General features: G+C 67.1%; 12 protein-coding genes. 7 read left to right on the forward strand and 5 right to left on the reverse strand.

Going from position 1 to position 14,359, the window contains the following annotated elements; genetic code table 11:
• Positions 1-346 precede the first annotated feature (346 nt).
• Positions 347-880 carry a GrpB family protein gene (locus OG394_RS30975; RefSeq protein ID WP_328990701.1) on the reverse strand — a complete coding sequence of 178 codons (534 nt, stop codon included), beginning with the start codon at positions 878-880 and terminating at the stop codon, positions 347-349.
• A 127-nt stretch (positions 881-1,007) separates the two neighbouring features.
• The gene (locus OG394_RS30980; protein ID WP_328990702.1) at positions 1,008-1,949 is read right to left on the reverse strand and encodes a GlxA family transcriptional regulator; all 942 of its coding nucleotides are present in this window, start codon (positions 1,947-1,949) and stop codon (positions 1,008-1,010) included.
• A 70-nt stretch (positions 1,950-2,019) separates the two neighbouring features.
• Here OG394_RS30980 and OG394_RS30985 point away from each other — a divergent pair, with 70 nt between their 5' ends.
• The 4 genes from OG394_RS30985 to OG394_RS31000 all read left to right on the forward strand — a co-directional run bounded on the left by OG394_RS30985 (position 2,020) and on the right by OG394_RS31000 (position 5,745).
• Positions 2,020-2,586 (forward strand): DJ-1/PfpI family protein, encoded by a 567-nt coding sequence (locus OG394_RS30985; RefSeq protein ID WP_328990703.1) that lies wholly within the window; start codon positions 2,020-2,022, stop codon positions 2,584-2,586.
• A 141-nt stretch (positions 2,587-2,727) separates the two neighbouring features.
• Positions 2,728-3,432 carry a two-component system response regulator CseB gene (gene cseB, locus OG394_RS30990; RefSeq protein WP_328990704.1) on the forward strand — a complete coding sequence of 235 codons (705 nt, stop codon included), beginning with the start codon at positions 2,728-2,730 and terminating at the stop codon, positions 3,430-3,432.
• Positions 3,429-4,715: a sensor histidine kinase gene (locus OG394_RS30995; RefSeq protein WP_328990705.1), complete on the forward strand. Its 1,287-nt coding sequence runs from the start codon at positions 3,429-3,431 to the stop codon at positions 4,713-4,715. Before cseB ends, OG394_RS30995 begins: the two co-directional genes overlap by 4 nt.
• 31 nt (positions 4,716-4,746) lie before the next feature.
• Complete coding sequence (locus OG394_RS31000; RefSeq protein WP_328990706.1) at positions 4,747-5,745, forward strand: endonuclease/exonuclease/phosphatase family protein; 999 nt, start codon at positions 4,747-4,749, stop codon at positions 5,743-5,745.
• A gap of 112 nt (positions 5,746-5,857) precedes the next feature.
• Here the strand turns inward: OG394_RS31000 and pdxR are convergent, their stop codons facing one another.
• A complete protein-coding gene (gene pdxR / locus OG394_RS31005; RefSeq protein ID WP_328990708.1) occupies positions 5,858-7,264 on the reverse strand; it encodes a MocR-like pyridoxine biosynthesis transcription factor PdxR in 1,407 nt (468 codons plus the stop codon).
• Between the two features lie 67 nt (positions 7,265-7,331).
• On the opposite strand from pdxR, the gene OG394_RS31010 reads away from it, so the two are divergent.
• Positions 7,332-7,844, forward strand: coding sequence for a cysteine dioxygenase family protein (locus OG394_RS31010; protein WP_328990709.1), 513 nt, complete (start codon positions 7,332-7,334; stop codon positions 7,842-7,844).
• A 43-nt stretch (positions 7,845-7,887) separates the two neighbouring features.
• On the opposite strand, the gene OG394_RS31015 is transcribed toward OG394_RS31010, so the two are convergent.
• Positions 7,888-9,093, reverse strand: coding sequence for an aldose epimerase family protein (locus OG394_RS31015; RefSeq protein ID WP_328990710.1), 1,206 nt, complete (start codon positions 9,091-9,093; stop codon positions 7,888-7,890).
• Positions 9,094-9,323: 230 nt separating this feature from the next.
• On the opposite strand from OG394_RS31015, the gene OG394_RS31020 reads away from it, so the two are divergent.
• Both OG394_RS31020 and OG394_RS31025 read left to right on the forward strand, forming a co-directional pair.
• Positions 9,324-9,926, forward strand: coding sequence for a cysteine hydrolase family protein (locus tag OG394_RS31020; protein ID WP_328990711.1), 603 nt, complete (start codon positions 9,324-9,326; stop codon positions 9,924-9,926).
• Between the two features lie 10 nt (positions 9,927-9,936).
• Positions 9,937-10,839, forward strand: coding sequence for a GlxA family transcriptional regulator (locus OG394_RS31025; protein ID WP_328990712.1), 903 nt, complete (start codon positions 9,937-9,939; stop codon positions 10,837-10,839).
• On the opposite strand, the gene OG394_RS31030 is transcribed toward OG394_RS31025, so the two are convergent.
• The gene (locus tag OG394_RS31030) at positions 10,836-14,024 is read right to left on the reverse strand and encodes a glycoside hydrolase family 3 N-terminal domain-containing protein (RefSeq protein WP_442914240.1); all 3,189 of its coding nucleotides are present in this window, start codon (positions 14,022-14,024) and stop codon (positions 10,836-10,838) included. The genes OG394_RS31025 and OG394_RS31030 overlap by 4 nt on opposite strands.
• Positions 14,025-14,359 lie beyond the last annotated feature (335 nt).

Genomic DNA, 14,359 nt, shown 5'->3' on the forward strand with positions numbered 1-14,359 from the left:
GCACTGCGTCGATTGGTCTGGATTCGACCGCTTCCGCGGCGGGTCACTTTGGCCGGCTCGAGTCCGCGGGCGAATCCTGACCAATCGACGCTAATCGCGCACCACGAAACCCTGTAGGCCGGAGTACGACGGTCAAAGGCTCCGGGGGAGGTGATGCGTGGGCCGGGATTAGCGACGATTCGTCAGGATTCGCCCGCACGGCCTTGGTCGGAAAACTGGACGACGTAGCAGCGGGCGAATCCAGACGAATCGACGCAGGGCTTGGGTGGTGACGATCCGTGGGCGGGGTGCCGGTGTTGGCGTGGCGAGCGGCCGGCCTGGTGGGGCAGCGTGGCCAGCGGAGGGGTTAGCTTTTGACCCAGGCGGGGGATGGGGTGAGGCTGCGGGTGGCGCGGGCTCGGTTGGTTAGGTGCTGGATTAGGTTGGTTTTGGCGTAGGTGTAGTCGAAGCCGGTTAGGCCTCGGGCGGCGAGGCGGCGCTTGAGGTCGGCGTATTGGCGGCACGCGTCGGGATTGGTCCGCAGGTAGTCGCGCAGGATTCGCTGGTTGAGGCGGTCCCAGTTCTCGGCGGCGAAGACGTGCAGGTTGTGGGTGAGGACGCCGTCGTCGGTGAGTTTGACGTACGTACGGCGGTCGGGTGGTCCGTCGACCGACCGGAGGAATCCGAGCGAGGCCAGTGCCGGTTCGCACGCCACGATCGCGCTGAGTGCGTCGGCTTTGGCGGCGATATCGATGACGGGTTTCGCGACCAGGCCGGGCACCGCCGTACTGCCGATGTGCTCGAACTCCTCGACCGTGTCGCCGAACGCCGGCCGCAATTCCGCAACCGTCTCCTCGTAGCGGGCAGGCCAGGTCGGGTCGTACTCGGCGAGCGTCGTCATGCGTCGATTCTCTCAACCGGATGGACCAGAGCGGCCACGATCGGCATGGGCACGACGCTTCTTGACACGCCTCTGACATGGCCGTCGGAACGCCGTTGTCGTCCCGTTGCGGGGAGGGTCTCGCCGCCTATCGCCCGAACGTCCGCCGGTAGGCCGTCGGGTTGGTCCCCAACGTCTTCGCGAAGTGCTGCCGCAACACCACCGACGTACCGAACCCGCACGCCGCGGCGACCTGTTCGACGCCGAGATCCGTTGCCTCAAGCAATTCCTGGGCCCGGTGGACGCGCAGCCGGATCAGCCATTGCAACGGGCTTTCGCCAGTCTGGTCGCGGAACTGGCGGCTCAGCGTACGCGTGCTGACCGAGGCCTCGGCGGCGATCGTTGCCAAGGTCAACGGTTCGGCCAAATGCTCTTCCATCCAGTGCATCACCGGTTGCAGAGAGTTGCCCGAGGCAACGATCGGTGTGGTGATGTATTGCGCTTGACCCCCACTCCGATGCGGCGGCATCACCATTCGCCTCGCGACCGTGGACGCGACACCCGAGCCGTGATCGCGACGGACCAGGTACAGGCAGAGGTCCAGCCCGGCTGTCACGCCGGCGGAGGTCAAGACGTCGCCCTGGTCGACGTACAGCTCGCCATGGGTCACGTCGACGGCCGGGAATCGCCTGGCCAGTTCGGCCGCGTGGGCCCAGTGCGTGGTGGCACGGCGTCCGTCGAGTATCCCGGCGGCCGCGAGGATGAAGGCGCCCGTACAGATCGAGGCGATGCGTGCGCCATTCGCATGGGCCTGCTGGACGGTTGCGATGGCATCCGCAGCCTCGATCGAAGGTGCCGGCACGATGACGGTATCGGCGGTGGTCGCGTCCTCGAAGGCGTACGGCAATTGGGCGCGCATGATCTCGCGGCCGCCCGCGGTGACGGCCGAACCACTCGGCGGCCCGCAGATCTGTACGTCGTACAGGCTGTCGCCGGTGCCGGGATCCGTCGCCAACGCAAAGACGTGCGCCGCCGAGGCCAACTCGAGTCCGACGACTCCTTCGATGGCGAGAATCGCGACTCGGTGCATGGCTCGAATTTATCGGATGACGTCATTCCAGCCACTGCTTTTTAGCGTCGCGACGAGCCAGGCTGTGGGGATGCGGATCGACGTGCTGATGTTCGACGGAGTGGCCGAGGTTGATGCTCAGGCGACGTACGCGGTGTTCGCCACGGCCCGGATGCGCGGGCTGCCGGTGGAGCCGTACCTGGTCACGGCCGACGGGGCGACGCGGGTGACTGGTTGTTATGGGACGACGTACGACGGACTGCGCGCGTGGTCGCCGGAGGAGGCGCGCGTGCTCGCGGTGAGCGGCGGCTGGATCCACGAGGAGATCGAGCGCGGGGTGATCCCGAAACAGCTCGCGGAGGCCAAGGCCCGCGGCGGCGACGGGTTGATCCTCGCCGGGATCGACTCGGGCACTCTGTTGCTCGGCGCCGCGGGTCTCCTCGAAGGTCGCCCGGCGACAACCCATGACGTCGACCTCGAGCTCCTCGCCCAATGGGCCGACGTGGTTCCCGGGGCTCGCGTGGTCGATGACGGCGATCTCGTCACCTGCGGCTCCGGCTGGTTCGCCGGCGTCGACCTCGCCCTCCACCTCCTCGAACGCGAACTCCAAACCCCCACCCGCGACCTCTGCGCCTGGATAACCCAAACCCGAACCTGACGCCGAACGCCGGAGGCAGGGGCAGGGGCAGGAGGCAGGTGGGGTGGTTTCGCTGATACGTGGCTGAGATGTGGTTGAGGGGTGGTGGCGGCTCGTGGGGGTTAGCGTTCGGGGGTAGCTGACGTTCGGGGATGGGAAGAGATGTCCACTGGTACGCCGATCGCGACGATCCTGCTGGTCGAGGATGACGAGGTGATCCGGAAGACGGTCGCGATGGCCCTCGAGCGATACGGGTATGCCGTCACGGTCGCCGAGGACGGGTTGACCGGGCTGGAGTTGACCCGGGAGCGGCGGTTCGACCTGTTGCTGCTGGACGTGATGCTGCCAGGGCTGGACGGGATCTCGCTGACCCGGCGGGTTCGGGAGACGAGCCTCGGGCCGATCCTGATGATGTCCGCACGCGGTGATTCGCTCGACGTCGTGCAGGGCCTCGAGGCCGGCGCCGACGACTACGTGGTGAAGCCGGTCGATACGCCCGTCCTGCTGGCGCGGATCCGATCACTGCTGCGCCGCACGGTCTTCCGCCCGGAGGAGCCCGGCCAAGAAGGACACGAAGGCCCGGAAATGCTCGAATTCGGGGACCTGTCGATCGACACCGAGGGCCTGGTGATCCGGTTGGCCGGGGTGCAGCTCGCGCTGGCGCCGACGGAGCTGCGGCTGTTGCTGGAGTTCGCGGCGAACCCCGGCATCGTGCTGAGCCGCGAGACGTTGTTGCGCAAGGTCTGGGACTACGGCTGGGACGGCGACACCCGAGTGGTCGACCTGTGCGTACAGCGGCTGCGGAAGAAGATCGGCGCCGACCGGATCGAGACCGTTCGCGGCTTCGGCTACAAACTACGCAAGTGACCAACCTGCTGAACTGGCGGTCCTTGCGCTGGAAGATCGCCGCCCTGGTCGCGTTCGCCTGCTGCACAGTCGCTTTAGCGATCGGTTTGATGGTCCACGAAGCCACCGAAGACCGCGCCCAGGCCGCGGCGGCCGGCCGGGCCCGTGCCGTATTCGAGGCGGCCATCGTCGAGTACAACGCCGGCGACAAGGACAGCCTGTACGTCGGAACGGACCGCCCACCGGACGAGCTGCTGGCCAAGATGCAGAGCACCAGGGGAATCGTCACCTGGTACCAGTACCGCCCCAAGCGCCCCTCGATGTGGGCCGGCGAGATGCGCGACGGTAAGGCGTACTCGGTCGAGGTCGATATGACCTGGGAGATGCTCAGTGTCTCCGGGCTCGACCTCGACCTGGTCAAGTACTCCGTGCTCGCGCTGGCCATCCTCGTCCCACTCGCGGCCCTCGCCGCCGAACTGCCGAACGGGCGCCTGCGCCGAGGTGCGCGGGTCGCACGCCGGATCGCGGCAGGCGATCTGGAAGCCCGCACCGGTGCGACCGGACGCGGTGACGAGATCGACGAGATGTGCGCGACGCTCGACCAGATGGCGGACAGCCTGCGCGATCGGCTGGTGAGCGAGCAGCGGTTCACGGCGGACGTGGCGCACGAGTTGCGTACGCCGTTGATGGGCCTGATGACCTCGGCCGAGTTGTTGCCCGAGGGCGAGGCGACCGACCTGGTTCGCGGGCGGGTCAAGGTGTTGCGCGGTCTGGTCGAGGATCTGCTCGAGATCTCCCGACTGGACGCGGGCGCCGAACAGGCCGATCCCCGCCCGGTCGCGCTACCCGAACTGGTCGCGGACGCACTCGCTCGCACAGGCCTCGACGCCACGTTGACGATCACCGCGGACGCCCGAGTCGAGACGGACCCGCGCCGCCTCGACCGGATCATCGCGAACCTGGTCGTCAACGCGCATCGGCACGGCCGTCCCCCGGTCGACGTCGTCGTCAACGGCAGCACCATCGTCGTACGCGATCATGGCGACGGATTTCCCGCCGACCTGCTGTCCGACGGCCCGCAGCGCTTTCGGACCGGTGTCACCGAGCGCGGTCGCGGGCACGGGCTCGGTCTCACCATCGCGATGGGCCAGGCGGCGGTGATCGGGGCGGACCTGACGTTCGCGAATGCGGCGGAAGGCGGCGCGGTCGCGACCGTACGGCTGCCTGATGCGGGACTGATGGGTGTTCAAGCGGTAGTGGCGGATCTATCCGGACAAGCTGGAGATGCCGGTCGCGCAGGCTGATCGAGTAACCGATCAGAAGGGGTGACGCGCCATGACGGCACTCATCGACCGCCCGGCCCCGGCCCCTAGCCCTCGCCACCGTCAGCCCACAAGCGCGGTTAAGCCGAACCGGCCCGGCAAGAGGAGCCGGCTGGTCATCGCGTACGGCGTGCTCACGGCCGCCACGATCCTGCTGCACGGCTCGATCCCGAACCGCCCGGGCAATCTCGGCAGTCTGGTCGAGACCTTGTTGCCCTGGTCGATCCTGGCCGTGCCCGTACTGCTGGTGTTCGCGATCGCACGCCGGTCGGTCGCGATCCTGTTGGTCATGGTGATGCCGCTGTCCGCTTGGCTGGCGACGTTCGGCGCGACCTTCGCGGACAAGCAGCAATCCGGTACGGCGGACCTGACCGTGGTGAGCCACAACGTCAGCGCGGTGAACTCGAACCATGCCGGTACGGCGACCGCGCTCGCGGCTTCCGGCGCGGACCTCATCGCGCTGGAAGAGCTGTCCCGCAAGGCGATCCGGGTCTACGAACGCGTGCTCGAACCGTCGTATCGCTATCACGTGGTCGAGGGCACGGTCGGCCTTTGGAGCAAATACCCGATCGCGGATTCCCGGTCCGTCGACATTTACGAACCGGATCGCGCGTTGCGGACGACGGTCGAGACGCCGCGCGGGCCGGTCGCGGTCTTCGTCGCGCATCTCTCGTCGGTCCGGGTCAAACCGGCGATCGGGTTCATGACGAACCGCCGGAACTACGCGGCCAAGCTGCTCGGCGAGGCCATTCGCACGGATCGGGTCCGGCGCACGATCCTCGCGGGCGACTTCAACGGTACGACGCTCGATCGCGCGCTGACGCCGTTGACGGACCGGCTGGTCTCGGTCCAGGACGAAGCGGGCCAGGGTTTCGGCCTCACCTGGCCGGCCATCCTGCCGATCGCCCGAATCGACAACATCCTGGTCCGCAACGTGAAACCCCTCCGCTCCTGGACCCTCCCCGCCACCACCAGCGACCACCTCCCCATCGCCACCACCTTGGCCCTCTGACTTTGCGTTCGCCTCTTCTTTTCGTTCATTCGTCGGAATCCGCCCTCGCAGCACCGCGGACAGGTGCGGCAAAGCAGCGGGGGAGGGCGGATTCCGACGAATGAACGAAAAGTTATGCGTGCTGCCGGAGTAGGTCGGCGATGGTGGTGATGCCGCGTTTGATCGCATCCGCGTTGAGGTCGCCGAAGCCGAACACGATTGCCGGTGAACCCTGGTAGTTCGGTGATGTGTAGCGGCCGAGTCCCTGCAGGCCGACGGAGCGCTGGGCCGCGGCGGCGATGAGCCCTGCCTCGTCGGCTGTCTCGCCGAGTCGCGCAAGGGCGTGGAAGCCGGCGGCGAGGCCGGTCAGCTCAAGGTTGGGCGCATGTTCGCCGATCGCCTCGACCAGTACGCCGCGCCGCGCGCCATAGACGCTCCTCATGCGGTGCAGATGGCGATCGAACCGGCCCGACTCGATCAACCTGGCCAGCGCCAACTGGTCGAGCGCCGGCGAGCCACGGTCGGATCGGTTCTTCTCCTCGGCGATTCGCGCGACCAGACGCCGGGGCGCCAGCACCCACCCCAGTCTGATCGCGGGCGCGAGAGACTTGCTGACCGATCCGATGCTGACGACGTGATCCGCCGCGAGCCCCTGGAGCGATCCGACCGCCTGCTTGTCGTAGCGGAACTCCGAGTCGTAGTCGTCCTCGATCACCACCCCGTTCATCCGCTCGGCCCACCGCAATAGCGCCAGCCGTCGCTCAGGGCTGAGGACCACACCGGTCGGGGTCTGGTGGGCCGGTGTGACGATGACCGCCGTTGCCTTCGTCCGAACGAGCTCATCCACGACCAAGCCTTGGTCGTCAACGGGTACGAAGACCGGGGTCAGGCCGGCTCGTCGGACGAGAGTGTGCATGTCCTGGTGACCGGGATCCTCGACGGCGACCGAGGTGAGGCCTTCGGCTCGCAGCGCGGCCAGGGTCAGCGCGATGCCCTGGGTGAACCCGCTGCAGATCACCAGGTCGTCCGCGCCCGCGAACGCGCCGCGCACACGTTGCAGGTATGCCGCGACGACGCATCGGAGCCGGATCGACCCCTGCGGATCGCCGTACCCCAGGTCCGTGGCAGAGGCCGTGCGGGTGGCTTCCCCGCAGGCCCACAACCAGTCGCGCGTTGGGAAGCTGTTGAGGTCTGGGCGTCCCGGTATGAAGTCGATCTCCATACGGGCGACGGGCGTGGGTTTTGACAATGTTGTGACGGCCGATTGCGGGCTGAACGCGACCCGCGTCGCCGAGCCACCGAAGGCGCGCAGATAGCCCTCGGCCTCCAACTGCTCGTACGTCGCCTGCACCAGACCGCGCGAGACACCGAGGTCCGTCGCGAGTTTCCGGGACGAGGGCAGTCGCTCACCCGTTTGCAGACGACCTTCCCGGACCGCCGTACGTAACGCGTTCTGTAATTGCGAACCCAACGTCTCGGGGCTCTGGCGATCCAGCCGGAGCAGGACGTCAGGGGTCAAACCGGACCACTCAACTGCCATGAAACTGGACCTTACACAGAGCCACCTGGCGAGCCTACGGTCAACTCAACCAACCGGAGGGACCACCATGGAACAGCTGTACGCCGCGATCCGCGCCGCCACCCGGATCCCGGCCGACTGGCAGCTCGTGGTCGACACTGTGGTCACCGACCTGAGCGGAAAGCTCCCCACGGCCGACGACGTCCTGCGGGCGGTCCCGGCCGAGGCGCGCCAAGGGAGTGACCGAAGCCAGGTGCTTCACGTCGAACCCGACGGCAGCTTCTCCGTTGTCGCGCTCATCTCCAGGCCCGGGCAAGCGACCAGCGTGCACGACCACACGACTTGGTGCGTCGTCGCGGTGGTCGCCGGCACCGAGTACGAGGAGCGGTTCAGCCTCGACGAGGGCGAGCGAACCCTGCTGCTGACGGGGACCCGCACCGACCAGGCAGGAGCGGTGAGCGGCTTCGCGCCTCCCGGCGACATCCACCGGGTGACGAACTCGGGCACGACGGTCGCCATCTCCCTGCACGTGTACGGCACCGACATCGCCCGGATCGGCAACAGCGTGCGCCGCACGTACGACCTATCCATCGCCGTCTAGAACAGCGCCGTACCCCGGGACAAAGGGGTACGGCGCTGCCGGTCTAGATGGTGCCGAAGGTGAAAGTGGTGGTGGAGCGGAAGGTTTGGCCGGGGCGGAGCACGGTGGACGGGAAGTTCGGGTGGTTGGGGGAGTCCGGGAAGTGCTGGGTTTCCAGGCAGAACGCGTCGCCTTGGCGGTACGACTTGCCGCCGATGCCCTGGAACGAGCCGTCCAGGAAGTTGCCCGTGTAAACCTGCACGCCGGGCTCGGTGGTGTGCACGGTCACCGAGCGGCCGCTGTCCGGTTCCCAGGCCCGGGCAGCGAGGCGTACGCCGTCCTTACCGGCCTCGCCTAGCACGAAGTTATGGTCGTACCCGCGACCGATCACCAGCTGCGGATGGTCGTCCCGAATGCGCGCGCCGATCGCGGTCGGCCTGCGGAAGTCGAACGGCGTACCCGTGACCGGGGCGATCTGGCCGGTCGGAATCAGCGTCGCGTCGACCGGTGTGTAGGCGGGCGCGTTCAGCTGCAGGATGTGGTCGTCGATCGAGCCCGAACCCTCACCACCGAGGTTGAAGTAGACGTGGTTGGTCAGGTTCAGCACGGTCGCCTTGTCGGTGACCGCGTGGTAGTCGATGTTCAGCCGATTGGCCTTGTCCAGCGTGTACGTCACGGTGCTGGTCAGTTTGCCGGGATAGCCCATCTCGCCGTCCGGGCTGACGTACGTGAAGGTGACACCGATCGCCGTATCGGTGCGCACGACCTTGGCCTGCCAGACCTTCTTGTCGAAGCCGATCGTGCCGCCGTGCAGGCTGTTCGGCCCGTTGTTGATCGGCAGTTGGTACGTCTTGCCGTCCAAGGTGAACTGGCCTTTGGCGATCCGGTTGCCATACCGGCCGACGGTCGAACCGAAGTACGGGCTGAGCGCGGCGTAGTCCTCGAGGTTGTCGAAACCGAGGCTGATGTTCTTCTTCCGGCCGCGCCGGTCCGGCGTCTCGATCCGCTGCAGGGTTGCGCCCCAGGTCAGCATCGAGATCGTCACCCGGCCGTTGGTGAAGGTATAGACGTCGACCTGTTCGCCGGCCGGCGTTCTGCCGAAGACCTTCTTGCTGATCTCGAGCCGGCCGTGACCGATGCCTTCGGATGCTGAAGAGCTGGTGGAGCTGGTGGCGCTGGCGGTTTGCTGCAGAGCCCCGGCGGCTGCGGCACTGAGGCCGATGGCCCCTGCGGTCCGGAGCACCTGGCGGCGGGGCAGATTGTCTGACATGACTTCCCCTCACTCACTTGTCATCTGGCGCTGTGTCGGCTGACGGTTGGTGGGATCGTTTCCACCACCGACCCGGCAGCCTAACCACGCGACTAGAGTGTTTGGAATAGTTGGCAACCGTCCGAATTCGTCCGATCACTGTCTACACCTGTAGATCGTGACCGGATCCGTCCGGTGCCGGGCCTGATGGTGTCTACCTCCGGCCCGATCCGGTCACGCAGACTCGTGCCATGAGCACAGCTTTGATCGTCATCGACGTCCAGGAGTCCTTCCGTCAACGGCCCAACTGGGTCAGCACGAACCGGCCCGACATCGCCGACCGAGTCGGTCGCCTGGTAGACGCCTCGCGCGAGCGTGGTGACGAGGTGGTCTGGATCCTGCACAACGAGCCCGGCGCCGGCGGCGTCTTCGATCCGGCCAGCGGCTTCGTTGAATTGATGGACGGACTCAAGCCGCTAGAGGGCGAGCCCGTTCTCAACAAGACTGCCCACAACGCCTTTACCACAACGAATCTCCAGCAGTACCTCACCCAGCGCGGCGTCCACGAAGTGGTCATCTGCGGCATCCGGACCGAGCAGTGCTGTGAGACCACCGCACGCGTCGCGTCGGACCTCGGCTACGAGGTGGTGTTCGTCACCGAGGCCACCGCGACCACGCCGCTGCCGCATTGGGAGGCGCCGGCCGGACGCAGCCACGCGGAGGAACTGGCCGATCCCAAGACGCTCACACCCGAGGTCGTCACCGAGCGCACGGAGTACGCCCTGGCAGGCCGATTCGCCACCATCCGGTCACTAGATGAGATGACGAATCGCGTTCGCGAAGCCGTGGCATGATGACCGGATCATGACCCGAGTCGTCTTCGTCCTGGTGCCCGGCCTGCACCTCCTGGACCTCGCCGGACCGGCCCAGGTGTTCGCCACCGGCCGGGACTTCGGCCTCGGCTACGACCTGACGTACGTCGCGGAGCAGCCGGAAGTCGGTACGGCACAAGGCCTTCCGGTCAGCGCCGAGACCGAATGGCCGGCGCTGTCCCGCAACGACCTGGTCGTCGTACCGGGCTGGCGTTCGCAGAAGCTCTCGCGAGATGCGCCCTTTGGCGAGGCCTTCGCGCAGCGGGTGCGTGCGCATCACGCGGCGGGCGGTTCGGTGGCCAGCGTGTGTTCGGGCGCGGACGCGCTTGGGCGATGTGGCTTGCTCGATGGCCGGCGCTATACGACGCATCACGACCTGGCCGACGAGATGGCCGCGCGTTATCCGAAGGCCTCGATCGTGCGCGATGTGCTGTACGTCGAGGACGATCGCGTCATCACGTCCGCCGGGATCGCGAGTGGTATCGACCTCGCGCTGCACCTGGTGGCGGTGGCGCATGGCGCGGAAGCCGCGGCCCGGATCGCGCGGGAAATGGTCGTTTACGCGCGGCGTAATGGCGATGAGCAGCAGGCCAGCGCGATGTTGCGGCATCGCGGTCATCTGAGCGATCTGGCCCACCGGGTGCAGGATGTGATCGACCGCCGGTACGCCGATCGCCTGCTGCTGGCAGACCTTGCGGCCGCAGCAGGCGTCAGCGAACGGACCCTGACGCGCATCTTCACGACCGCGACAGGCCTTACGCCGTTGCGCTACCAGCAACTCCTCAGGTTGGAGCGGGCCGAGAACTTGATCGGCCATGGCGACACGGTGGAGGCGGCGGCACGGGCTGTCGGTTTCGAGGACGCCCGCATGCTCCGCCGCCTCCGCGCGCGTTAGCTCCGGTAGGCCGTCGCCAACTTGGTCACGGCACCACTCAGGTCACCCGTCAGCAGCAAGTGCTCCGCGTCAGAGGTGAGCTTCGACCGGACCTCGGTGTGGTTCTGGCCGAGCTTGTTCTGGGCGATCCACCTCGCGGCGGTCACCACCGCGTCCCCATCGGCGTACGAGTCGATCTTCGTTCGCTGCAAGTGCTTCCCGGCCTGTGCGAGCAGTGGGAAGACGGCGGGTGAACTGGCCCAATTCTTCGACCGAAGAGCCAGCTCGATGTACACGACCGCGGCCAGCGCATCGGGGGAGTACCGGCCCTTACGCAGCAGGGAGTTCTTGGCATCGGTCAATGCCTTGCGCGCCGCCGCCTCGGTGGTCAGACCCCAGCCGTACGGGAACTGCGGGTCGTACGACGCGTCGCCCACGTTCATCGCCGCCTGCGCCTCGGACTTCGGCCAGGTGACGGGCAGCCGCCCACTGAACGCACGCTTGCCGAACAGTACGTCGGCCACACCCGCGCCTTCCGTACCAGGCAGCCAGGACGCGACCAGGGCGTCGATCTCGGCGACCTGGTCCGCGATGACCTGCGGACGTCCCGACACCACCAGCACCGCGCACTTGGTCGCGGCGCAGACCTTCGTGATGGCGGCCTTGTCGGCATCCGTCAGCAACAGGTCGTGCCCGTTGCCGACATCGCCGATGCCTTCCGCATAAGGCCGTTCGCCGACCACGACGATACCGACGTCGTGGCCCTCGATCGGTGCCGAGGCGTCCTGGCTGAAGGTGGCATCCGGCACGACCTGCTTGATGCCGTCGAGAATGCTCGTCCCGGTGGTCGTCTTACCGGAACCACCCTGCCAGCTGATCGACCAGCCGCCGAGTTGGTTGCCGAGGTCGTCGGCGTTGCTGCCGGCAACATAAACCTTCGAGGTCGTTGCCAACGGCAACACGTTGCCCTCGTTCTTCAACAACACCTGAGACTTCGCGGCGGCCTCGCGTGCGACGGCCCGGTGGGCGGCCGAACCGATCTCGGCGATGTGGGTGCGATCCGTCGTCGGCTGCTCGAACAGGCCGAGCCGGAACTTCTGCACCAGGATCCGCTTGACCGCGTCGTCGACCCGGCTCTGCGCGACCCGGCCGGCCTTGACCTCGTCGATCAAAGTGGTGACGAACGTCTGGTAGGCGGTCGGCACCATGATCATGTCGAGCCCGGCGTTGATCGACGTACGGACATCACTCGCGTAGTCGCCCGGCAGTTGGTCGATCGCCTGCCAGTCGCTGATGACGAAACCCTCGAAGCCCATCCGGTCTTTGAGCACGCCGTTGATCAGCTCGGTGTTGCCGTGCATCTTCACCGGGCCCTGGTCATCGCCGATGATGTCGACACTCGAGTACGACGGCATCACCGTGCCGACGCCCAGGTCGACCGACGTCTGGAACGGGTCGAGGTGGATCGCCTCCAGCTCCGCGCGAGTCACCTCGGTGATGCCCTGGTCGATCTTGTACGCGCCGGTGGTCGACGAGCCGTACTTCGTGCCGCCGTCACCCGCGAAGTGCTTGGCGCTCGCGAGCACCTTCGTGTTCTGGTTCAGCTGGCTGCCGTTGGCCTTGCCCTGCATCCCCTCGATGACGGTCGCCATCGACTTCACCAGCGCCGGGTCCTCGCCGTACGACTCGTAGACGCGGCCCCAGCGGTCGTCGCGGGTGACACACAGGCAGGGCGCGAAGTTCCACGGAATACCCGTCGCGCGGATCTCCGTTGCTGAGACGACGCCGGTCCGGCGGGACAGCTCGGGATCACGCGTCGCACCCATACCGATGTTGTGCGGCAGGATCGTCGCGCCGATCACGTTGTTGTGCCCATGCACGCCGTCGACGCCGTAGATGATCGGGATCTGCAGGCGAGCGGCCTTCGCGCTCAGCTGGAAGTTGTCGATCATGTTGGCCCACGACTCGGGCGTGTTCGGATTCGGAACCGAGCCGCCGCCGGACAACAACGAGCCGAGTCCGTACGTCGCGAGGTCGCTGCGGGAGCGCAGGGCATTCCGCTCGGCCTGGGTCATCTGGCCGGCCTTCTCCTCCAGCGTCATCCGCTTGAGCAGGTCGTCGACGCGCTTCTTCACCGGGAGCCGCTTGTCCAGGTACGGCAGGTCGTGCGCGTTGATCACCACCTGCGGTGTCGCGGTGGGTGCCTTCGCGCCGGTGACGATCAGCTCGACGGGAATGGTCTCGGCCGTCTCCGCCGACTCGTCCTTCTTGGTCACCACGGTCACGGTCTGCGCCGTACCTGACGCCGTACCGGCCGCGAACGTGATCGTCCCGTTCGTCGCCGAATAGTCGGTCGCGCCCGCCGTACCCGTGCCGGTGTTGTACTCGACCGTCACCGGCTCATCCAGCGGTACGGCGCCCGTGGTGTTGACGGCGATCTTGACCTGCGCCGAGTCGCCCTCCTTGACCGGGTAGACCGACGCGTCGGTCGTGACGCTCGCCTTCAGCGCCGGATCCGCCTTGCCGAACACCTCGACCTGGTCGATCTGGAACTCACCGGGCGAACCTCCCGGCATCGTGAAGGCGTAACCCCACATCTGGGTCAGGTTGAGGATCTGGTCGATGCCACCGACGGGCTGGTAGTCGCTGCGATAGACGAGTTCGCTGAACGGGATCTCGACCAGATGCCAGCCCTGCCAGTCATCGGTGAACGAGGTGTTCCAGAGCTCGGTGGCGTCCGCGTTGGCGCCGCCGTCCTTGACCTCGAAGAAGATCCGCTTGCCGGAACCGGGCGGCAGGGGTGCGGTGTTCTGGCCGTACCACCAGAAGCGGATGCCCTTGTGGCCGGACCAGTTGCCCGGGTTCTCGTTGAACGTGACGTGGTGGCTGAAACCACCCCAGCCGCTGATGTTGTACTTGCCCGCGAGCACCTTCTCGCCCTGCGGCGCATCAGGTCGCGCCTGCAGCTCGAGCGTGGGCGGGTCGTCCGCGTCACTACCCCAGTTGAACAGCCCGATCGGCGGCGTCCCCAGCGGCTCGGCCCCCTCGAACTGCGCCAACGCGATCGGCGCCGGCTCATCCGCACTCACACCTTGCGCACGGACACCTCGCGCGCTCTGGCCTTGCTGCGCGCCTTGGCCGTCGGCGGTCGCTTGAGACGCCACTCCAAGCGGGAGCAACCCGGCCACCAGAGCCGCGCTGGTCACCACCGCCATCCGTGGTCCGGACCTCATCCGGGGCTGCGAACGTTTACCTGGCCACCTGAGCATGGCGACTCCTCATTCCATCGGGCGGTACGCCGGCACGCTCTGTCTGCCCCCGATCCGGCCCGCGCCCACCCTCCCGGGTCATCGCGGCCCACCTGGATCCGTTCGATCGCATGCCAACGGCAGCACGGGCCTCACCCACGCCGCGCCCGATGCTCACCACTGGCGCCACCCCCGGTCAATACCCCACCGGTTCCGGAACTAGAGCGCTCTCACCCCTCGGACCTTCTTTTGTGCGTTCATCGGTCCCAAATCGCCCTCTCCTGCCCGCGGAC

Source organism: Kribbella sp. NBC_01245, assembly GCF_036226525.1.
GTDB lineage: Bacteria > Actinomycetota > Actinomycetes > Propionibacteriales > Kribbellaceae > Kribbella.

Bases quoted from the DNA above. Each gene is read 5' to 3' on its own strand.
- OG394_RS31025 (WP_328990712.1), top strand. From the start codon at position 9,937: ATGACCCGAGTCGTCTTCGTCCTGGTGCCCGGCCTGCACCTCCTGGAC.
- OG394_RS31020 (WP_328990711.1), top strand. From the start codon at position 9,324: ATGAGCACAGCTTTGATCGTCATCGACGTCCAGGAGTCCTTCCGTCAA.
- OG394_RS30975 (WP_328990701.1), bottom strand. From the start codon at position 880: ATGACGACGCTCGCCGAGTACGACCCGACCTGGCCTGCCCGCTACGAG.
- OG394_RS31010 (WP_328990709.1), top strand. From the start codon at position 7,332: ATGGAACAGCTGTACGCCGCGATCCGCGCCGCCACCCGGATCCCGGCC.
- OG394_RS31015 (WP_328990710.1), bottom strand. From the start codon at position 9,093: ATGTCAGACAATCTGCCCCGCCGCCAGGTGCTCCGGACCGCAGGGGCC.
- OG394_RS31000 (WP_328990706.1), top strand. From the start codon at position 4,747: ATGACGGCACTCATCGACCGCCCGGCCCCGGCCCCTAGCCCTCGCCAC.
- pdxR (WP_328990708.1), bottom strand. From the start codon at position 7,264: ATGGCAGTTGAGTGGTCCGGTTTGACCCCTGACGTCCTGCTCCGGCTG.
- OG394_RS30985 (WP_328990703.1), top strand. From the start codon at position 2,020: ATGCGGATCGACGTGCTGATGTTCGACGGAGTGGCCGAGGTTGATGCT.
- OG394_RS30980 (WP_328990702.1), bottom strand. From the start codon at position 1,949: ATGCACCGAGTCGCGATTCTCGCCATCGAAGGAGTCGTCGGACTCGAG.
- cseB (WP_328990704.1), top strand. From the start codon at position 2,728: ATGTCCACTGGTACGCCGATCGCGACGATCCTGCTGGTCGAGGATGAC.